Source organism: Stenotrophomonas sp. YJH_SMC_81 (assembly GCF_059370875.1).
Genome location: NZ_JCAFUB010000001.1, coordinates 65,564 through 84,052 on the forward strand (window position 1 = coordinate 65,564; position 18,489 = coordinate 84,052).

Consider the following 18,489-nt stretch of genomic DNA (forward strand, 5'->3'; position numbering starts at 1 on the left):
CTGGGTCAGCCGATACGCCACGCTGGCAGGCGCTCACTGCGTTTCCAGATGGAAGGCGCGAAGCCGACCAGCACCAGTGCCGCCAGCCACTTCGGCGACGTACTCAGCAGCGTCGAACCGAGCGAGCCGCCGCCGGGTGCGAGCGGCTCCTGCCACGGGTTGTAGCCCAGGTAGACGACGCTGCCAGCCCACCACAACAACGCCAGGCCGATGCCCACCAACAGCAGGGCCAGGGTGCGGCAGGTCCAGCGCTGCGAGGTGGTTCCCCACTCGCGGGACACCGCTACCAGCAGACCCACCACCAACAGCGACACCAGTGCCACCAGGCCGATATCGACCTTCGGTCCAATGCGCTCATAGGCGCAGGCACGGCATTGCGTCTCTTCCGCGGCAGTGGCGGCTTCAGCGCCATCGCCCTGCCCGGCTGCCGGCTGCGCCAGTGCTGCAAACGGCAACAACACCGCCAGCAGCGTCACCATGATCCAACGAAACAACGTCCTGTTCCTGCGTGCAGCGACATCCATGCGCTCTTCCTCGTCAGTGGTTGTGTGTCTCAGTGGGCGTTCGGCCATCCAGCGCCCCGGTTCCCGAAGCAGTATGACAAGCTCCCGATAGGTGAAACCGCCAGGACACGAATCCTCGGCGACCGCGATCATAGCCCACTGTTCATTGCGGCTGAAAACCGGTCGGGACCGGGCCATATGAAGGGAGCAACCGCATTACAGCCCCTGGATGACCTGCAGCAGATGGCTTGCACCTGGCACGAGTTCCTGAGCAAGCCAGCCCAGCACCGCGAAGAACAGCAACAGGCCGATCAGCGGCCAGACCGTGTGCGACACGCATACCCGCCACCATCCCTGCTCGTGCATGCCCTGCATGCGTCGGTACAGGCCGCCGGCGATGGCCGCGTCCACCAGCAGTTCGGCCATCAGCACCGGCGCCGACCACACCACCCATACGCTGGCCAGCAGGACGGTCGCCACCAGCGCGACGATGCCGAGGATGGCCAGCAGCGGCAGGCCCGCTTCGTCTTCAGCCAGCCCGGTCAACGGCAGCTCTCCGGCATCGCCACTGCTCACCGATGCCGGCCCGTTCCACGAGGCCGACGCACCGCCACCGCCGGAACGGCCGCCGGCGCCGCTCCACGGTGATTCCACGGCACTGCCGCGAGGGGTTGGGCTGCCACCGCCCACATCCGGCGACAGGCCATCCAGCACGTTGTCCCAACGCCAGCGGATCCAGATCCACATCAGCAGCAGGAACACGCCGTAGGCCAGCACTACGGCCATCGGGTAGCGAAACCACATCGCGTCGATACCGGCCAGGCGCAGCAGGTGCGAGGCAAGAAAACCTGCAGCGCCGGTCAGGGCGACGATCAGCGCCATCTGCAGGCGTGGCCAACCGCGCTGCTGCAAGTGCCTGCGCGCACGCACGACTTCGCTGCCGCGGTTCATCGGCAATGTCAGTGGGCTGCGTGAAAAATGGCGCGAGCGCTTCATGCCGCCGCCAGGGGGCGGGAGGCATCGCGGCCAGGGACCTCGGGAACCTGATGCTGCATGCGGACATCCTTGCCGGGCACGCGTAGGCGGTGTTGGGCGGATTCTACCGCGGGCAGCTCCGCTGTCCAGACGGCGGTTCCAAGCGGCCGATCCTCAGCTGCGATCAATGATCCGTTCGATGCGGCCTCACGCGAACACGAACTCGCTCTGGCCCTGCAGTTCCAGCTCGGTGCCCGCACGCGGTCCATCGGGAACATCCTGCGCGAACACGCCGCGCCAGCCAATCGTCGCCGTCGCCCGATCACCATCGAACACCAGCGCCAGCAAGCGCTGTTCGCGCTCCCGGAACAGGCGCGCAGACTGGCGTGCCAGCTCGCCAAAGGCATCGACGCCTTCGGTGGCCATCGTCAGCTGGCCGCCACTGTGATTCTCGAAGCGTACGTTGTGCGCCAGCACGGCCAGCATGGCGTCGATATCGAAGCGGTTGTAGGCCTGCAGGTAGTGCTCGATCAACTGACGATGGTGCAATTCGTCCATGGCGGCATCCAGTCGCGGGCTGCTGGCGAGTCTGGCCTGCCCGCACCGGCCGATCAAGGCCGCGTGGCCGCCTTCAGCAGCTGCACTGCCACCTGGTCGAACGGGGCGATGTCCTGCAGCGCACGGCACATCGCTACCGCGCCCTCCACGCTGGCGATCACCAGGCTGGCCAGCTCAGCCGCTGCTGGCGGGGCGTGTCCTTCGGCGACGAATGCCGAGGCGAGGTGGCCGTGCCAGCGTGCGAACACCTCGGCGGCCGCCGCGCGGGGTTGGCTGGGTGTCGCCTCCACCGGCTCCTCCACGGCAGCGGCCAGCACCGGGCAGCCAGCGCGGAGCCCGGAGCGCAGCAGACGCTCGCGCCACATCGCCAGGAACTGCTGCAGGCCCTGCACCGCCCCATCCTTCAGCAGCTCCATCAGCAGCACCTCCACCTTGTCGCCGGCCATGTGGGTAGCGCGCGCCAGCAGCTCCTGCTTGCCGCCGGGAAAGTGATGGTAGGTGGAGCCCAATGGCGCCTCGGCCAGCTTGGTCACTTCGCGGATGCTGGTGGCATTGAGGCCCACCCGCGCCAGCATCTGCGCCGCGGCATCGATCACGCGCTGTGGGGCATCGGACGGTCGCGGGCTCACGGCGGTCTCCTTGCTAAGACAGTCGTCATAGATTAGCGTACCGGCGATTCTATAACAGTCGTCATAGCCATGAATCTCTGGTTCCGCCTGCTCCACCTGCTGCTGTGCAGCCTGTTCCGGCCGAAGCTGGAGGCCCCGTTCGGGGTCTCGCGGCTGCAGTTCCGGGTGCTGCCCAACGACCTGGACAGCAACCTGCACATGACCAACGGCCGCTACTGGAACATCTTCGACCTGGGCCGGCTGGACCTGATCCTGCGCATGGGTCTGGGCCGGGTGGCGCTGCGCGAGAAATGGGCGCCGATCGTCGGCGCCGGCACCATCCAGTTCCGCCGCGAATTGAAGCCGTTCCAGCGCTTCACCCTGGAAACACGACTGGTGGGCTGGGTCGGCTCGCGCGGCATCATGGAGCAGCGCGTGCTGATCGGTGCCGAGCAGAAGATCGCCACGCGCGCGCTGCTGGTCACCGGCATCTACGACCGTCGCGCGCGCCAGTTCCTGGGCATGCCGAAGATGATGGAAGCGATCGGTGTGGTTGCCCCGCCCTCGCCGCCGCTCGGTGCGGCCGCCGAAGCGTTGCTGGCGGCCGATGCAGCGTTGAAGCAGGACGATGCCTGAGCTTCAGGGGGCGGCCAGCGGCACCGCGTGCAGTTTGCGCGATACGACCTGGGTGCGCCCTCCCACATGCAGCACGTACTCGAAGGACTGCCGCATGCGGCTGTACGCGCCACCCTCCGGCACGCCGTAGTTGGCGCCCACGCTGAGGGTATGCCGGCCTGGCGGCAACGGCTTGAGCATCACCCAGTAGCCGTCGGCGGCGGCCAGCCGTGAGTCTGCGTCATCGTCATCCATGCGGAAGCAGCCTTCACTGCGCACCCGATGCATGCGCATGTCGCCCAGGGGTTGGCCATCCAGCAGCACTACTGCACTGATCAGATAATCGTTGTTGACCGCCGCCCCCGCCTGCAGCTCCTTGCAGGACACAGACTCATCCACCTGGTAGTGCGCCATGTTGATGATCGGCAGCAACAGGTACTTGCCCGCCGGCACCACGCATTCGCGATGTGGCCGGAAACGGCCATTGGTGCCGGCCAGGTTCCAGACCGGGCCTTCCTGGCCCACATCGCATACACGGCCATCCGGGTCGAGATAGGGCGCGCCGCCCTGGGCGTCGGCCCAGCGCCACCAGCGGGCGGTCCATTCGGCCAGTGAAACTCCGGCCACCGGCTCACGCGTCAGCGGCGAAGGCGCCGCCGTGTCTGCACTGAACGCCGGTACGGCCGCCAGCAGCAGTGCCATCGTTGCGCCGCTGCGGCGCAGCCATCCCTGGATTCCCTTCCGCATCACCCACCCCATCGTCCCTGGCGGCCACGCTGCGTGGCCAGCTCCAGGGCCATTTTACCTCGACGGGCTGGACGCTGTGCATTGCGGGTGCTGTGCCTAGTCCGGCGCCATTGCGCGCCTGATTGCAGCCTCCGCCAGCGGCGCCATCACCGCATAGCCCTTCGCCGTGGGATGCACGCCATCCTCGGCCAGCTGCGGATCCAGCCCTCCGGCGGCATTGGTCATCGGCGTGTAGTAGTCCAGATAGACCAGCTGCTTCGCATCGGCATAGCGCTTCAATGCCGCGTTCAATGCGCGCACCTTGGGAGCAGGTGCCGTGCCCGGCAACCACGGGTAATCGCTGACCGGCAGCACCGATGCCAGTACCACGGCGATGCCATGTGCGCGTGCCAGGTCCACCATCGCGTGCAGGTTGTCTTCAATCATCGCCTGCGTGGACGGACCGGTGTTGCCGGCAATGTCGTTGGTGCCGGCCAGGATCACCACCACCTGCGGCTTCAGTGCCAGCACGTCCTGCGGGAACCGCACCAGCATCTGCGCGGTGGTCTGGCCACTGATGCCGCGGTTGAGCCAGCCCTTGCCGGGAAAGAACGATGCACTGCCTTCCCTGCCCCAGCCTTCGGTGATGGAGTCGCCGAAGAAGACCACGCGTGGCTGGCCCAGCACCGCCGCAGGCAGTCGCGCGTTGGCATCACGATAGTGCTGCAGCTGCGGCCAATCAGCCAGGCGCTGCTGCATGAAGCGCACTTCGTCCGCGCGCAGGCTTTCGACAGGCTCCAGCAGTAACGGGTTGATTGCGGGCATCTCGGCCGCCCCCCCGTGGGCGCTCAGCGCGATACCGAGGGCAACTGCGGCCAGGCCGCCGGACAAGGAACGCATGGGGTCTCTCCCTTGAATGTCCGGGCCAGTCTAGCGCGCGGCCTCGCGCTTACCGCGCCGCAGACCGCGCGGCCACGCCGGTCACCTTGGCCGGCATCCACATGCCGGGCGTCCAGCCGCTGGCGGCCAGGATCGCCTTCGGGTTGTCTTGCTGGATCAGCGCACGCACCGCATCGCGCTTGTCCCTGGCTTGCAGGTAATAGGCCTTGGCGATGCGGTAGCCCACCCAGTACCCGAGGTCATAGGGCTCCTGCGAACCGGGCTTGTAGTTGTACAGCCACGGCGACAGATCGGTACTGTCCACATCCAGCGCAAAGGCGCTTTCAATGTGGACCTCGCGGCCGCGCGTCCACGCCGCATGGCGACTGTTGCCGACGTTGCCGGAAATCAATTCGGCGATGAATTCGGCGATACCTTCGCCCAGCGAAACACGCAGCACCGTCGCATGCGGGTCGCCGGGCTCGAAATCGTTCAGGCCGGTCTGCTGGATGTGCACGTACTCGTGCGCGATCACGTGCACGAAGCGGTCCTGCACGTTGGGATTCATGAAATCGGCTGCACACAGCGCTTCCAGGCCGATGATCACCCCACTCTTCGAGGTCAACCCGACCGGCCGACCACGGCCGACCGCGAGGGTCACCGGAGGAAACGCGGCCTGCGGATAGATCGCCTGCAGCTTGCCGAACACCTGCACCAGGCGCTGCTTCACCGCCGGCAGCTCCGCCAGGCAGCTGCGGCCCTGCGCATACACCCCGGGCTGGCTGGCAATGGCTTCGGCCATGCGTTCGGGCGTGACCCGGCGCGCCTTCGCCAGTTCACCCAGGCCCGTACTGCCTTCGGCCAGGTAACCGGCCAGCTGGGCGACGCTGGGCTTGCCGCCGGTGCTGTCGTAGAGCGCGTAGAAGCGGCTGGCATCGGTGGTGAGGATCTGCGGCCCCGGCGGGGTACCCGCCTGTGCCACGCCGACCGCCCCGGCACAGGCAAGGGCAAGCAGGCAACGCAGGAAACTGGACATCGCTCCGTCCTTGGTGGAGTGCATGCGAAGCGCGCAATCTATCACTCCGCCCCGGCCACCGCAGCGGGCACATGCAGGCCCTTCGGGGCTGTGCCAGACTCACTCAGGCACCTGCCATGGATGATGGAGCACCGCACGATGATGATCGTTCCCGCGTACTGGGCCGAAGCCCGCCTGCAGGCCCGTTTCCGTGGCCGGCCGGTGGTCGTGCGCCGCTTCGGCTGGTCCGATGAGGGACCTGCCGAGGCCCAGGCCCACGCCGACCGCCGCGCCAACGAAGCCCTCAATGCCATCCTCGCCGGGCAGGTGCTGCCGCGTCGCGAAGTGCGCAGCAACTATGGCGTGGAGGGTGTGCCAATCCGCGAGCAGATCGTGCAGCGCGACGGCGATGTCATCATCACCCGCAACAGCTATGGCGCATTGTGTCTCAACAGCCCCGACGTGCTGTTTGCCGACATCGATCATGCGCAGCCACCGGCCGGATGCGTGATACCGGCCATCGTCGCTGCGATCGTGCTGCTTGCCGGCGCCATCATCGGCACCCTGCTCTGGCACTGGCTGGTGGGCCTGGTACTGGGCGTGGCGGCAGTGCTGCTGGTCAACGCGGCACTGCTGATGCGGCGGAAGCAGCGCCTGGCCGCCGCCGGCGGTGCTGAAGGGCTTGCGCTGAAACGCGTGGACGCCTTCAGCGAACAGCATCCCGATTGGCACCTGCGTGCCTACCGCACACCCGCCGGGCTGCGCGTGCTGGCGATGCATGCCACGTTCTCACCGGAGGACGAGCAGCTCCAGGCATTCTTCAAGGCACTGGGCACCGACACCCTGTACGCGCGCATGTGCCGGCTGCAGCATTGTTTCCGTGCGCGACTGACACCGAAGCCATGGCGCGTCGGCCTGAAGTACCGCATCCGGCCGCCTGTGGCCGCGTGGTCAGCCGAACAGGCCAACAATCCGGATCGACTGGCCTGGATTGCCGAGTACGAAAAGAAGAGTGCCGGCTTTGCCGCGTGCACCTACCTGCGCAGCTTCGGCGACACCTCCCGGGTGCATGCCAAGGCCGAGCATGTGCGCGAGCTGCACGATCGGCTGTCGCACGCTCAGGACCGGTTACCGCTGGCCTGAACGCAGTGAGCGCTCAGTCCACGCCCTGCACGAACGGCTGCCCTGCCAGGGTAACGCCCAGCCGCACCGCGATCTGCTGACCTTCCTTTTCGAAGGTCGTGGCGCATTGCTTGGCGCCCTTCTGGCATCCAACTTCCGGAAAGCCCTCGAGTGACTCAGGCGCGCGCTGGACCGGACTCGCCTGCCACCCTGCCGCATCCATGAGGCGCTTGGCCTTGGCATAAGGCATGCCGGCGACAATGCCCAGCTGCGCCAGTTCGGAGGGGAGTGATTGGCCATGCAGGCTCGGCGTCATCACCAGCGCCAACACTGCGACAACACGTTTGGACTTCATAGGTGAAACCCGTGGCAGACAGCAACAGGCCTGCAGCGTATCGCAGCGTCCGCACGCCATGGCACCCGCATCACATATGGTTACGCAATCGCAACGGCCAATGACACGAGGTCACCCTCCGGATCCATCCGGTACTGTTGAGAACCGCCACGGGCGCCTCGCGCGCCGCCCGCCGCGCCGGTACCCAGGCAGCCAGCTGCCCCAGGGTGAACACCAGCCCGACGCCCAGCACCAGGTACCCGGGATCGATGCGAGGTACCTCGTAGTAGCGCGAAACCCAGACATTCAACGCCAATGCCAGCACACTGCCAGCGAGCGCGCCGACGAAGGTCAGCATCAGATGGCTTCACTGACCTCGTAGAGACCGGCGTAATCCTGCAGCGCCTGCATGTCCGCCTTCACCGCAGCTGCGGCGTTGGCAGCTGCGCTGCTGACAAACTCGGTTTCGATGATGCCGAGCCCCTGCTCCTGCAGTCCGGTGTCGTAGGCGAGTGTTCCAATTGCTGCGCAAGCAGGAAGGTATATCAGTGATGCAGGCGGTCGCGGTGAGCACCTGCAGCAACAGGATGCCGGCCACCAGCCGGTTCTTGTTCATCGCAGGGGCAAAACGCAGACGCATCGCCGCCTGCGAGGCCTGCGTTCCCCGTTGCCTGTTCAGCGACTGCGCTGGCGCTCGATTTCCGCGTGCAGTCCCTGCAGCTGCGCCAGGTACTGCTGGAAAACGTCCAGATCCTCCTCGACCAGGCGTGACCAGTCGGGCTTCACATTCAGCAACTGCTCGACCTGCCGCTGCGGCGGGCGATCAAACCCCTCGCCCAGGACGGCCAGGTAGCGCTCCCTGAATCCCTCCGGATCCTGCCGGTCCTGTGCGAAGAGCTGCACCGCAATCAGTCCTGCATACAGGTAATTGGCCAGGTAAAGCGGATCCTCATACATCAGCCGCTTGGATACCCAGGTGCTGCGCAGCTCGGGATACTGCTCCGATGCGCCCCCATACCTGCCCAGTACCTTCATCGTCAGCGTATCAAGCGCGTCTGCGTTGCCAACCTCATCGGCGGCCACCTCCTGATAGATGGACTGCTCCAGATCGGCCTCTTCAGACGATACGAACAGCTGCAGGATGATGTCATCGAGCAACGACTTCAGGTAATACGCCTTGGCACGTGGATCACTGGCCTGCCGGTAGAGCTGATCGCGGAACTTCAGTTCGTTGTAGATGGCGAAGGCCTCGGTCAACCACTTGTTGCCGTTGCGCTGGAATGATGATGCGCCGCCGCGCTGCATCCACTGGCCATGCATGGCATGGCCGGCTTCGTGAGCGATCTGGACATCCCCCTCCAGATCGCCCTGGCGATGGCCAACGAACAGCAACGAAGGCACACCGGGGGCGCTGATCGAAAACGCATCCATCGCGCGCCGCCCTGCCGATCCGCCCAGATCCATGCGTCCGCCCGCAGGATCGAGCAGCCCGCGCAGCCCTGTCACGTAATCCGGCCCCAGCACCTGCATTGATGCCGCCGCCGCATCACGCAACTGCGCCAGGTCAAGCGGCGGAGGAATATAGCCCGCATCAGGCAGGTCCATGTCCCAGATCTGTGGAGACGCCTGGCCCATGCGCTCAAGATGGGTCAACTGCATCTGCTGGTAGTTCCGCCGCAGCAGCGCGTGGCGCGCTACCGCCGCCAGTGTCGCGGCGACGGCGGCCTGATCCAGGCCCATGTGCCGGTAGCTGCGGTCAGGCGCAGTTCCATCGCCCTGCAGTTCCGACGCATGCTCGTTGAGGCGGACCAGGCCCAGCAGCACCGTTGCCATTTCGCTGCGCCGCGACGCCATTCCCTGCCAGTAGGCACGCCATGCCGCTTCGCGTAGTGAACGGTCCGGCAGGCGGGAAAGGGCTCGCGCGTCGGTGCGGCTGTCGAGTGTGCGGCCTTCATGTTCGAAACGCGCAAAGGGGGCCGACTGCAGCAGCTGCCGGTGCAGGCGCCCGAAGCTATCCAGCGCCGGGTCAGCCAACGTGTCGACCGCATCCACCAGCGCTGCATTGGCCGGCTGCACATCCTCCCGCAACGCCCGTTCACGCAGGTCGGCATGCGGCCCGATCCAGGCAGCGTGCGCGGGCGCATCACGCAATGCCTGCTTGGCAATCGCCGCGATGCGTCCACATGTGCTGGCGACTTCGCCCTGGGTGTTGGCCAGCCGGGCATCGTCGGCATTGCGCGCTGCCTGAAGATGCAGGTAGCCATGGTGCCGGAGGCACTCGCCATACAGCTGTTCGGCCCGCTGGAACCTCACGTCTGGCGGCGCATGAAGTGCCTTGAGGGCATGGGTCCTCCGCTCGAGGTTCTGCCACGCCTCACGTTCCTGGGAGGCGCTGCCAAAGTAGCTGCGGTCATCTGCCCGCAAAGCCTGCGCTTTCACTCCGTGTGTCATCCCGGCCAACAGCGTCGCGATGACAAAAGTGATGGCGCGCATCCCATTGCGATGCATCGCTGTCTCCTGGTTTGTTTCCACTCCCAGCTTAGCAGCCCGGGTGGACCCGGATGCCGCATGGCAGGTGGCTTCCCGATTCCCGATTGCGCATCCGGATCCAGGCCGTCTACCCACTCACATCCCGATACAGCAAGGCCGCCCTGGGGCGGCCTTCCCGTCTCATTACTTGGCGTTCTTCACGTAGGTGTCGAACCAGCTCAGCATTTCCGCTACCAGCTGCTCGTTCGATTCCAGCGCGGTGTACCAGTGCGGTTCGTTCGGCAGCATCACCAGCCGCGTGATGCCGCCGTTGCCTCGGATCGCCTGGTAGAGCTTGCGCGACTGGAACGGCTCAGTGCCCGGGTTGGCGTCGTCCTCGCCGTGGACCAGCAGCAGCGGCAGCTTGATCTTGTCGGCATAGAAGAACGGAGAGGCCTTCAGGTACACGTCCTGCGCCTGCCACACCGAGCGACGCTCGTTCTGGAAGCCGAACGGGGTAAAGGTCTTGTTATACGAACCGCTGGTCGCCACGCCAGCCTTGAACAGGTTGGTATGGGCGATCAGGTTGGCGGTCATCAGGCCGCCATGGCTGTGGCCGGTCACGCCGATGCGGTTGCGATCGACCACGCCCATGTCCACCGCCTTGTCCACCGCCGCCCTGGCGTCAGCTTCCAGCTGCTCCAGGTAGGTGTCGTAGGCGTTCTTCGGGTCACCCACGATCGGGAACGAGGCGTTGTCGATGATCGCGTAGCCGGCCAGCAGCATCAGGCGGTACGGCTGCAGGCGGGTGAAGGTCTGCTGCGAACCGGACACCTGCCCCGCCTGCGCGGCGTTGGCGAAGTCGGCCGGGTAGGCGTACAGGATCGCCGGCACGCGCTGGCCTTCCTTGTAGCCCGGCGGCGTGTACAGGGTGAACGACAGGTCCACGCCATCGGCACGCTTGTAGGTCACCAGCTGCTTCTTGATCTGGCGCACTTCCGGAGTCGGGTCGACCAGCTTGGTCAGCGCGGTCGCGGTGGACGCGAACTGCGCCTCGCCGGTCTTCGCATCGGCCACCGCCTCACCCTGCTGACGGATGAAGGCGTTCGGCGGATCGATCACCGACTGGTGCCAGGTCAGGTAGCGCCCAGGCGTATTGCTGAAACCAAGGAACTGCTCGTAGGCATCGGCGCTGCTGCGGAACAGGCGCTCGCTCTTCAGCGTGCCGAGGTCGAGGCGGTCGAGGAACGGACGGTCGCCCTGCGGCGAGGCACCACGGCCGCTGAGGAAAACATGGTTGCCCTCCCGGCGCACGACCTGCGCACCATTCGGCAGGCGGGTGAAGACCAGGTTGCCGGGGTTGCCGTACAGCTCATCGCTGGACATGTCCCACAGCAGGCGGCCTTCCTTCTTCGGCTGGTCCACATCGACGATGCGGGTCTGCATCCAGTGGCGGTTCTCGTCGTTCTCGAACTGGAACGCCACGGCCGGATCGGCAGTCCATGCGAAGCCTTCGAAGCGCTGTGCGGTGCGGGTGATCTCGACCGGCTTGCCGTTGAACGGCGCCTTCAGCATCAGTACCCGATCGCGATGCGGCACGGTGACCTTCCAGTCGCCCTTGTCCAGCGCTTCGGCATAGACCAGGGTAGCCGGATCGGTGGCACGCCAGTCGAAACCACGCGGGCCTTCCGGTACGCCGTGCACCGGCACGCGGTCGGCCAGCGGCAGGCTGGCGATCGGCGTGGACTTGCCGCTGGCGATATCCAGCACGGCCACGTCGTTGGCGAAGCGCTGGTAGGTCACCGCATGCGAGTACGGCGCCTTGATCGACTCGGTCAGCACGTGCACGCCATCGGGCGCGGCGCTGACTTCGTTGAACAGCGCCGGCTGCCCGACCGGACGCACGCTGTTGGCGGCAGTATCGACCACGGCCAGCTGCGAGGCGCCGTAATAAGCGAACAGCTTCTCGTCATGCACGCTGGTCAGCGTATCGCGGGCTTCGTAGGTGCTGCTCTCGCCACTGCTGCCCAGCGACTCCTGTGCATCCGGGCCGGTCGGTACGCCACCGTTGGACGGTGCTGGGCCCTGGTTGGCCGGCACCAGCTTCACCAGCAGGTTCTGGCTGCCGCCCAGCCACTGCAAGGTGTAGCCGAAAATCGGGTTCAGCTGAACGTTCGGCACCTGCTTCACCTGGCCGGTAGCGGCATCGCCCACCCACAGCTGCACGCTGGTATCGACCGCGTTCTGGAACGCAAAGTGGCTGCCATCGGCCGACCACAGCGCGCCGGTGGCACAGCCCTGCGGCAGGTTGACCTTGGTCTGCTGGCCACTGCCGATGTCGACCAGGGTGAAGTCGGCCACGCAGGCCGGGATGCCATAGCCACCGGGGGTGTCATGGCGGCTGCGGTTCTTCGGTTCCAGGCGCACGCCAGCCAGCTTCAGGTACGGCTGGGCGACACGGCTGATCGACGGGTAGGTCTGCGCAGTGGTCAGCAGCAGGCGCTGGCCACCCGGGGCCACGTTCGGCGCCGGCGGCGGCGGTGCCTTCAACACCTTGAGCAGGTGCTCCGGCGGCTTCGCGTAGTCTGCAAGCGCCGGGCCAGCGGCCAGCAGGCCGAGGGTGGCAACGGCAACGGCCGCCGCCAGAGAGGTTCGACGGATGAGCATCCTTATCCCCTGGGTGTGAATGGGTACCCGGAATCGGGCAAGGTCCCGAATCTAGCACCGCAGGGGCTGTCGTGAATGGGCCGGAAGGGCTAGTGGCCGGATGGGGCAAAGTGGAACACGCCCGGAGAGGCCGGCAATGGACCGGCATCTGCCAGGCGTGGTCTGTCGTCACTGCTGGGCGTGCAGGTCCCAGGCAGTCAGGTAATCGGGGTCGACCACGATCATGCCACTGTTCCGCATGCGGTACTCGCCGGGCTCGGCGGGCAGGTACTGGTCGAGCATCGGCGGCAGATAGCGCTCATGGCCGTCATTCTCGTCCGCCAGCACCACGCCTTCGTCGGCGCTGATGCGCAGCACCGTACCGGCGTATTGTTCCAGCCCCTGCACCTGGCCGTCACCGCCATAGCGGGTGACGCCCACCAGCACCACCTTGCCGATCATTTCCTCGACCTTGGCATCGTCCAAGGGCGGCAGCATGGGAGTGAATTCATCGCTCATCGGTGCACCTCCGTAGCCTGCTGGACATCGTGGATGAGGTTTCCGCTTCGCAGTGCGCGTCGCTGGCAGCCGAGCAGGTGCCCAGCCCGAAGCCTCGGCATCGAGAGTGCCAGTGCGCCCATGAACCCAAGGGTTCCTGGAGCACGATGCTGCCATCGCAGGCGGAAGGGACAGGTGAAGGCCGAAATCGGTCCTCGCCGATCAGAGGGTTGTACCTGCACCCACGCTAGAATGCGCCCATGCGCACCGTACATGCCCTCCGCTACATCACCCCGTTACGGGAAGGCGGCTCCCTGCCCGCCGTGGTCGAGACCGACGACGACGGCATGGCCGTGCTGAAGTTCCGCGGCGCCGGCCAAGGCCCGAAGGCGTTGATCGCCGAGCTGATTGCCGGTGAGATGGCACGCACGCTGGGCCTGCCGATTCCGGAAATCCTGTTCGTCGAGCTGGATCGCGAGTTCGCCCGAACCGAGCCCGACCCGGAGATCCAGGAGCTGATCCGCGCCAGCGAGGGCCTGAACCTGGGCCTGGACTACCTGCCGGGTGCGATCAATTACGATCCGGCGGCGATGCCGGTGGACGCCGACCTGGCCTCGCGCATCGTCTGGTTCGATGCGTTCACCAGCAATGTCGATCGCACCACCCGCAACCCCAACCTGATGGTGTGGCACCGCAAGCTGTACCTGATCGACCACGGCGCGGCGATGTACTTCCACCACGACTGGGCCAATGCCGGCGATGCCTGCGAAAAGCCGTTCGTGCTGATCCGCGACCATGTGCTGCTGTCGTTCGCCAGCCGCATCGCCGAGGTGGATACCGAACTGGCCGCGCGCCTGAGCGATGCCGAGATCGAGCGCATCGTCGGCCTGGTGCCGGACAGCTGGCTGGTCAAGGAGCCGGCATTCGACAGTCCGCAGGCCTATCGCCAAGGCTACATCGACTATCTCAAGCACCGCCTGAAAGTGCGTGCGGTGTTCGTGCAGGAGGCCGTCCGTGCCCACGCTGCACACGTATGACTATGCGGTCATCCGCGTGGTACCGCGGGTGGAACGCGAGGAGTTCATCAACGTCGGAGTGATCGTCTCCTGCCCCGGCGCGCGCCATCTGGAAGCGGCCATCGAGATCGATCCGGCACGCCTGCACGCGTTCGCTCCAGCGCTTGATCAGGAGGCGTTGCAACCGTGGTTGGATGCGATCGTGGCCATTTGCCGTGGCGACGCCAGCGCCGGACCGATCGCACAGCTGCCCGCGCGTGCGCGCTTCCACTTCCTCACCGCCAAGCGCAGCTCGGTTGTGCAGATGTCGAGCACGCATGTCGGCCGCACTGCGGACCCGGCGGGTGTGGTGGAACACTTAATGACGAAGATGGTGCGGGTACCGGCACCAACCGAGCAACGTTGATTGGGTAGAGTCGACCGCTGGTCGACTGCCGTTCGCGGCAAGCAGGCGCACCGTCTTCGTGGCCGTACCGGTGCTCCCTACCCTCGCCCTGCACCACGAAACCAAGCCATACCAGCCCTTGTGGTTCTGCGTCGTGGTGGCCTGCTGCAGCAATGCAGGTGAGACCAGCGCTCCGCTTTGCAGGCCTGGGCGAGCTTCATCTTGTCCGGCGTTTCAGCGCCCACGATCTGGAACCGCTTCACCTGCTGCAGATTGGCCAGGTCCATGACGGTCGTCACCCCAGCTGCATCCACGCTAGGGACGCTGCCGCAACACCTCGACCGTGACGGCGAACGCCTCGATGCGATGCCATTCGCTCCGCTCCTGCGGCAGCGATTCCACGCCCATGCCGATCTGGTACCGCACCGCTTCCTCGGGCGCGGCGAAATCACGCGATTCGTGCTGCGCTGTGGCCAGCACATAGGCAATCTGCCGATGGACAGTAATGCCGTTGTCGATGCAGCTACGCACGATCATCTCGACCGACTGGTCCCGGGTCAGGCCGAAGCCCACCCCACCTTTTCCATAGCCTTCGCTCATCCTTCAGCTCTCCAGTTCCGGAACGCATCCGTTCGTCGGGGAAAGACCTACTTCAGCAGGTCCGATTCGGTAGGGGCCTCGCCCCTGCAGGTGTCATAGCGGCGCTGCAGCAGCGTGCGCGGCCCGGTTCCGCGCAGCTGGATGACCTTGTCCTCGTGCGCGCACGGGCTGACCTTCGCGCGCAGCACGAACCGCCCATTGTCGATACGGTCGATGTCGCGCCCGCCGATGGCCGCTTCCAATGCCTTGGCACGCACATAGCGGTTGACCTTGGCGTCGAACAGGTAGAACGCATGCACCGGAACGTTGTAGACACCGTTGTTGTCCTGCCACACCTGCAGGTCCGGCACGCCATCGCCATTGAAATCCGAAACGGTCAGCAGCACGGCCACCGCACCCTGGGCATCGGCGCCAGCGCGGGTCAGGCGCGGCTGCACGTCCGTGACCGCCACGTTGCGCCCGCCACGGGTCACGCCCATGCTCCTCACCCGGCAGGTCGTCACGTTGTCGGCGCCGCCGCAGTCGGCCACCTGGAAGACCACCTGCAATGCAGGCGTGATCCTGCCCTCGCCGGGCCGCAGGACGATCCAGCCCTGTTTGTCAGGCGCGGCACATGTGCGTGCGGCACTGCTGTGAATCCAGCTGGGCAACGGCCGTGCCGCCTTCCGGGCAACGACTGTCGCGCTGGCGCAGCCATTGCCGCTGCAGATCGCGCAGCACCTGCTGATCACTGACGGTCAGCGTGGAGCGCGCCGCACTGTAGGCGGCGTTGAGCGCATCGTCGCGCACCTTGAATTCAGCGTCGACACAACGACGACGGGCCTCCAGTGCGGTGCCCGCGGCCCCCATGCAGGGCGCATACGCAGGGCTCAGAAAGCGTGCATCGCCGGCAATCAGTTCGGCACCACTGGGCAGCGACATCGGTCACGGCCCCCGTCGCCCATGTTCAGGCCGGCAACCGCTATTTCGGCAGCGCAAACGCCATCACGTAATCGCCGTTCGGGGTTTCCATGAAATGATGGCCGCCGGCCATGATCACCACGAACTGGCGTCCGTCCTGTTCATACACCATCGGCGTAGCCTGCCCGCCCGCGGGCAGCTTGGCATGCCAAAGCTCCTTGCCGGTCTTCAGGTCGATGGCGCGCAGCAGGTCATCGGTGGCGGCCGCGATGAAGATCAGCCCGCTGGCGGTCACCACCGAACCGCCGTTGTTCGGCGTGCCGATCTCGATCGGCAGGCCGGAACGGATGCCGAACGGCCCATTGCCGCGCGCACTGCCAAACGGACGATCCCACAACAGCTTGCCGGTGCGCAGGTCGATGGCGCGGATGCCGCCGTAGGGAGGCTGCTTGCACAGCAGACCCGTGAACGGCAGCCGCCAGCCAGCGTTGACCTGGATGCCATACGGCGTTCCCACCTGCGGATCGCCGGCGCCCTCGCCACCGCCCCTGTCGGCACGGATCTTTTCGCGCGGCAGCCAGCCCAGGCGGTCGGCTTCGGCACGTGGCACCAGCCGGTTGTAGTTGGGCATGTCGTTGTAGTTGGCCACGATCACGCCGCGGCGCGTGTCGATGGACACACTGCCCCAATCCGAACCGCCGTTGTAGCCGGGGTATTCGATGGAATGGCGATCACTGCTCGGCGGCGTGTAGAAGCCTTCGTAATAGGCCTTGCGGAACTGGATGCGGCAGATCAGCTGGTCGATCGGGGTGATGCCCCACATGTCGCGCTCGGTCAGATCATGCTCGCGGCGCAGCGTGTGGTACAGCGAGAACAGCTGGGTGGGTGAACGCTGTTCCGGTTCGACACCGCCGACCGGCACCTTGCGCTCTTCGGCAGCGGTCAGCAGCTGGCCGTTGCGGCGGTCGAGAATGTAGATGTCACCCTGCTTGGTCGGCAGCAGGATCGCCGGCACCTTGCCTGCCGCCGTCGGGTAGTCGATCAGGCTGGCCTGCGAACCGAGGTCGTAGTCCCACACATCCTTGCGCACGGCCTGGAAATGCCAGGCCGGCTTGCCAGTGGCCACATCGATCGCCACCAGCGACGTCGCATAGCGGTTCTGGTTTTCCGTACGCGAGCCACTCCAGTAGTCGCCCGCAGAATTGCCCAGCGGCAGATAGACCAGCCCCAGCGCCTCATCACCGGTCGCGGTGGTCCACATGTTCGGCGTGCCGCGGGTGTAGGTCTGCCCATGCGGCGGCAGGCCGCTGCGCTCGGGCTGGTCCATGTCCCACGCCCAGCGCAGCTTGCCGGTGATCGCGTCGTACGCCTGGATCACGCCCGATGGCGCGTCGCGGCGCTGACCATCCAGCACCTGGTGGCCGGTGACGATCACGCCGCGCACGATGGCCGGGGGCGAGGTGATCGACACGTAGCCGGGTGGCACCTCACCCATCCCGAGGGTGATGTCGACCTGGCCGTTGTTGCCGAAATTCGCGCAGGGACGGCCGCTATCTGCATCCACTGCAATGATGCGCCCGTCCAGCGTGCCTTCGATGATGCGCGCCCAGCACGCCGGACGACTGCCCGGTGCAGCGCTGCGGCTCACGCTGGGCGGCGGTTCGGGCAACGCCAGATCGGCCGCGGCATCGGCCAGGGTGGCATCGGCCAGGATCGGCGTTGCCGGTTGCTCGTAGTAGCTCACACCACGGCAGGCGGCGGTGTACGGGATCGAGGCGTCCTTCACCTTCGGATCGAAGCGCCACACTTCCTTGCCACTGGCGGCGTCGAGCGCGATCAGGCGGTTACGGGCAGTGCACAGGTACAGGCGGTCGCCGATCTTCAGCGGCGTGGTTTCCGCACCCCAGCGCTTCTTCGGCATATCGCCGGTGCGGAACTGCCAGGCGGGCTGCAGCGTGGCCACGTTGGCCGGGGTGATCTGCTGCAGTGGCGAATAGCGGGTGCCTGCATTGCTGCGCCCCCACGCCGGCCAGTCTCCCTCGGCAGGCTGGTCGGCCGGTTGCAGGCCGGTGGTATCCCGCGTGGGTTCCAGTCCGGCGCTGGCCGCGCCTTCCGGGAACGGCTGGTGCCCGTCCACTTCACCATGCGGTGCGAACGCCAACCCGAAGGCAGCGACGAACACCAGCATCAGGACGCCCGCCACGCTGCGCGACAGGCGCTTTGAAACCGGTTCGCGAAGGGTCGGCGCGAGCAGCGCCAGCACGATGCCGAGCGCGGTCACCAGGCCCAGCCGCGGCACCCAGCGCCAGTAGTCGTTGCCCGACTCCCACCAGGTCCACAGCAGCGTGCCGACGAACACCAGCGCGTACAGCAGCGCGCCGCTGCGGCGATTGCCGAACAACAACAGGCCACTGGCCAGAAGGCCGGCCCCGGCGATGGCGTAGTACGCCGACCCGCCCAGGCTGAGCAGCCACGCGCCGAGCCCGCCGATGACCAGGCCGAGTACGACCAGCAGTAGCGACAGCACGGTAACGAGAGGGTGCCGTGAGGCGCGGACGGGAGCAGGAACGGACTGCGGCGTGGCGGACATCGTCGATCTCCGGGGGCAGCATGCGCCGTTATCCCACCGCCTGTGTGAAG

20 protein-coding genes are annotated in these 18,489 nt (G+C 66.3%); 4 read left to right on the plus strand and 16 right to left on the minus strand.

What is annotated here, in order from left to right:
- Window positions 1-5: 5 nt before the first annotated feature.
- The 4 genes from AC5P8U_RS00315 to AC5P8U_RS00330 all read right to left on the minus strand — a co-directional run bounded on the left by AC5P8U_RS00315 (window position 6) and on the right by AC5P8U_RS00330 (window position 2,665).
- A complete protein-coding gene (locus AC5P8U_RS00315; RefSeq protein WP_188240834.1) occupies window positions 6-524 on the minus strand; it encodes a hypothetical protein in 519 nt (172 codons plus the stop codon).
- Between the two features lie 195 nt (window positions 525-719).
- Window positions 720-1,499 (minus strand): hypothetical protein, encoded by a 780-nt coding sequence (locus tag AC5P8U_RS00320; protein ID WP_088497072.1) that lies wholly within the window; start codon window positions 1,497-1,499, stop codon window positions 720-722.
- A gap of 186 nt (window positions 1,500-1,685) precedes the next feature.
- Entirely contained in the window at window positions 1,686-2,036 is a 351-nt protein-coding gene (locus tag AC5P8U_RS00325; RefSeq protein ID WP_151354646.1) for a nuclear transport factor 2 family protein, read from the minus strand.
- A 53-nt stretch (window positions 2,037-2,089) separates the two neighbouring features.
- Window positions 2,090-2,665: a TetR/AcrR family transcriptional regulator gene (locus AC5P8U_RS00330; protein ID WP_447897190.1), complete on the minus strand. Its 576-nt coding sequence runs from the start codon at window positions 2,663-2,665 to the stop codon at window positions 2,090-2,092.
- A gap of 69 nt (window positions 2,666-2,734) precedes the next feature.
- On the opposite strand from AC5P8U_RS00330, the gene AC5P8U_RS00335 reads away from it, so the two are divergent.
- The gene (locus AC5P8U_RS00335) at window positions 2,735-3,280 is read left to right on the plus strand and encodes a thioesterase family protein (RefSeq protein ID WP_053497299.1); all 546 of its coding nucleotides are present in this window, start codon (window positions 2,735-2,737) and stop codon (window positions 3,278-3,280) included.
- 3 nt (window positions 3,281-3,283) lie between these two features.
- On the opposite strand, the gene AC5P8U_RS00340 is transcribed toward AC5P8U_RS00335, so the two are convergent.
- The 3 genes from AC5P8U_RS00340 to AC5P8U_RS00350 all read right to left on the minus strand — a co-directional run bounded on the left by AC5P8U_RS00340 (window position 3,284) and on the right by AC5P8U_RS00350 (window position 5,900).
- Window positions 3,284-3,961 carry a hypothetical protein gene (locus tag AC5P8U_RS00340; RefSeq protein WP_005417335.1) on the minus strand — a complete coding sequence of 226 codons (678 nt, stop codon included), beginning with the start codon at window positions 3,959-3,961 and terminating at the stop codon, window positions 3,284-3,286.
- A gap of 141 nt (window positions 3,962-4,102) precedes the next feature.
- Window positions 4,103-4,885 carry an SGNH/GDSL hydrolase family protein gene (locus AC5P8U_RS00345; protein ID WP_447897191.1) on the minus strand — a complete coding sequence of 261 codons (783 nt, stop codon included), beginning with the start codon at window positions 4,883-4,885 and terminating at the stop codon, window positions 4,103-4,105.
- Between the two features lie 49 nt (window positions 4,886-4,934).
- Window positions 4,935-5,900: a DUF2268 domain-containing putative Zn-dependent protease gene (locus AC5P8U_RS00350; RefSeq protein ID WP_227836989.1), complete on the minus strand. Its 966-nt coding sequence runs from the start codon at window positions 5,898-5,900 to the stop codon at window positions 4,935-4,937.
- A gap of 138 nt (window positions 5,901-6,038) precedes the next feature.
- On the opposite strand from AC5P8U_RS00350, the gene AC5P8U_RS00355 reads away from it, so the two are divergent.
- Window positions 6,039-7,022 carry a hypothetical protein gene (locus AC5P8U_RS00355; RefSeq protein ID WP_088497076.1) on the plus strand — a complete coding sequence of 328 codons (984 nt, stop codon included), beginning with the start codon at window positions 6,039-6,041 and terminating at the stop codon, window positions 7,020-7,022.
- Window positions 7,023-7,035: 13 nt separating this feature from the next.
- On the opposite strand, the gene AC5P8U_RS00360 is transcribed toward AC5P8U_RS00355, so the two are convergent.
- The 5 genes from AC5P8U_RS00360 to AC5P8U_RS00380 form a co-directional block, all read right to left on the minus strand.
- Window positions 7,036-7,356 carry a hypothetical protein gene (locus tag AC5P8U_RS00360; RefSeq protein ID WP_072168131.1) on the minus strand — a complete coding sequence of 107 codons (321 nt, stop codon included), beginning with the start codon at window positions 7,354-7,356 and terminating at the stop codon, window positions 7,036-7,038.
- 70 nt (window positions 7,357-7,426) lie between these two features.
- Window positions 7,427-7,693 (minus strand): ABC transporter permease, encoded by a 267-nt coding sequence (locus AC5P8U_RS00365; protein ID WP_188240829.1) that lies wholly within the window; start codon window positions 7,691-7,693, stop codon window positions 7,427-7,429.
- A 317-nt stretch (window positions 7,694-8,010) separates the two neighbouring features.
- A complete protein-coding gene (locus AC5P8U_RS00370; RefSeq protein ID WP_439426979.1) occupies window positions 8,011-9,843 on the minus strand; it encodes a M3 family metallopeptidase in 1,833 nt (610 codons plus the stop codon).
- Between the two features lie 165 nt (window positions 9,844-10,008).
- Complete coding sequence (locus tag AC5P8U_RS00375; protein ID WP_447897192.1) at window positions 10,009-12,471, minus strand: S9 family peptidase; 2,463 nt, start codon at window positions 12,469-12,471, stop codon at window positions 10,009-10,011.
- Window positions 12,472-12,639: 168 nt separating this feature from the next.
- Window positions 12,640-12,969 carry a hypothetical protein gene (locus AC5P8U_RS00380; RefSeq protein ID WP_061480047.1) on the minus strand — a complete coding sequence of 110 codons (330 nt, stop codon included), beginning with the start codon at window positions 12,967-12,969 and terminating at the stop codon, window positions 12,640-12,642.
- Between the two features lie 239 nt (window positions 12,970-13,208).
- Between AC5P8U_RS00380 and AC5P8U_RS00385 the strand changes: the two genes are divergently transcribed.
- Both AC5P8U_RS00385 and AC5P8U_RS00390 read left to right on the plus strand, forming a co-directional pair.
- The gene (locus tag AC5P8U_RS00385) at window positions 13,209-13,985 is read left to right on the plus strand and encodes a HipA family kinase (RefSeq protein ID WP_353762252.1); all 777 of its coding nucleotides are present in this window, start codon (window positions 13,209-13,211) and stop codon (window positions 13,983-13,985) included.
- Window positions 13,963-14,370 carry a DUF3037 domain-containing protein gene (locus AC5P8U_RS00390; RefSeq protein ID WP_151354651.1) on the plus strand — a complete coding sequence of 136 codons (408 nt, stop codon included), beginning with the start codon at window positions 13,963-13,965 and terminating at the stop codon, window positions 14,368-14,370. The genes AC5P8U_RS00385 and AC5P8U_RS00390 overlap by 23 nt, the downstream gene beginning before the upstream one ends.
- A 294-nt stretch (window positions 14,371-14,664) precedes the next feature.
- On the opposite strand, the gene AC5P8U_RS00395 is transcribed toward AC5P8U_RS00390, so the two are convergent.
- The 4 genes from AC5P8U_RS00395 to AC5P8U_RS00410 are packed head-to-tail and all read right to left on the minus strand — an operon-like array spanning window position 14,665 to window position 18,439.
- Window positions 14,665-14,949 carry a hypothetical protein gene (locus AC5P8U_RS00395; protein WP_495213828.1) on the minus strand — a complete coding sequence of 95 codons (285 nt, stop codon included), beginning with the start codon at window positions 14,947-14,949 and terminating at the stop codon, window positions 14,665-14,667.
- A 47-nt stretch (window positions 14,950-14,996) separates the two neighbouring features.
- The gene (locus AC5P8U_RS00400) at window positions 14,997-15,491 is read right to left on the minus strand and encodes an XAC2610-related protein (protein ID WP_409349625.1); all 495 of its coding nucleotides are present in this window, start codon (window positions 15,489-15,491) and stop codon (window positions 14,997-14,999) included.
- 58 nt (window positions 15,492-15,549) lie between these two features.
- Complete coding sequence (locus tag AC5P8U_RS00405) at window positions 15,550-15,870, minus strand: lysozyme inhibitor LprI family protein (protein WP_227836985.1); 321 nt, start codon at window positions 15,868-15,870, stop codon at window positions 15,550-15,552.
- A 40-nt stretch (window positions 15,871-15,910) separates the two neighbouring features.
- Window positions 15,911-18,439, minus strand: a complete 2,529-nt coding sequence (locus tag AC5P8U_RS00410) for a membrane-bound PQQ-dependent dehydrogenase, glucose/quinate/shikimate family (RefSeq protein WP_088497060.1) — start codon at window positions 18,437-18,439, stop codon at window positions 15,911-15,913.
- Between the last annotated feature and the right edge of the window lie 50 nt (window positions 18,440-18,489).

Bases quoted from the DNA above. Each gene is read 5' to 3' on its own strand.
- AC5P8U_RS00405 (WP_227836985.1), bottom strand. From the start codon at position 15,870: ATGTCGCTGCCCAGTGGTGCCGAACTGATTGCCGGCGATGCACGCTTT.
- AC5P8U_RS00345 (WP_447897191.1), bottom strand. From the start codon at position 4,885: ATGCGTTCCTTGTCCGGCGGCCTGGCCGCAGTTGCCCTCGGTATCGCG.
- AC5P8U_RS00375 (WP_447897192.1), bottom strand. From the start codon at position 12,471: ATGCTCATCCGTCGAACCTCTCTGGCGGCGGCCGTTGCCGTTGCCACC.
- AC5P8U_RS00340 (WP_005417335.1), bottom strand. From the start codon at position 3,961: ATGGCACTGCTGCTGGCGGCCGTACCGGCGTTCAGTGCAGACACGGCG.
- AC5P8U_RS00365 (WP_188240829.1), bottom strand. From the start codon at position 7,693: ATGCTGACCTTCGTCGGCGCGCTCGCTGGCAGTGTGCTGGCATTGGCG.
- AC5P8U_RS00335 (WP_053497299.1), top strand. From the start codon at position 2,735: ATGAATCTCTGGTTCCGCCTGCTCCACCTGCTGCTGTGCAGCCTGTTC.
- AC5P8U_RS00395 (WP_495213828.1), bottom strand. From the start codon at position 14,949: ATGAGCGAAGGCTATGGAAAAGGTGGGGTGGGCTTCGGCCTGACCCGG.
- AC5P8U_RS00320 (WP_088497072.1), bottom strand. From the start codon at position 1,499: ATGAAGCGCTCGCGCCATTTTTCACGCAGCCCACTGACATTGCCGATG.
- AC5P8U_RS00410 (WP_088497060.1), bottom strand. From the start codon at position 18,439: ATGTCCGCCACGCCGCAGTCCGTTCCTGCTCCCGTCCGCGCCTCACGG.
- AC5P8U_RS00370 (WP_439426979.1), bottom strand. From the start codon at position 9,843: ATGCATCGCAATGGGATGCGCGCCATCACTTTTGTCATCGCGACGCTG.
- AC5P8U_RS00360 (WP_072168131.1), bottom strand. From the start codon at position 7,356: ATGAAGTCCAAACGTGTTGTCGCAGTGTTGGCGCTGGTGATGACGCCG.
- AC5P8U_RS00350 (WP_227836989.1), bottom strand. From the start codon at position 5,900: ATGTCCAGTTTCCTGCGTTGCCTGCTTGCCCTTGCCTGTGCCGGGGCG.
- AC5P8U_RS00325 (WP_151354646.1), bottom strand. From the start codon at position 2,036: ATGGACGAATTGCACCATCGTCAGTTGATCGAGCACTACCTGCAGGCC.
- AC5P8U_RS00385 (WP_353762252.1), top strand. From the start codon at position 13,209: ATGCGCACCGTACATGCCCTCCGCTACATCACCCCGTTACGGGAAGGC.
- AC5P8U_RS00380 (WP_061480047.1), bottom strand. From the start codon at position 12,969: ATGAGCGATGAATTCACTCCCATGCTGCCGCCCTTGGACGATGCCAAG.
- AC5P8U_RS00315 (WP_188240834.1), bottom strand. From the start codon at position 524: ATGGATGTCGCTGCACGCAGGAACAGGACGTTGTTTCGTTGGATCATG.
- AC5P8U_RS00355 (WP_088497076.1), top strand. From the start codon at position 6,039: ATGATGATCGTTCCCGCGTACTGGGCCGAAGCCCGCCTGCAGGCCCGT.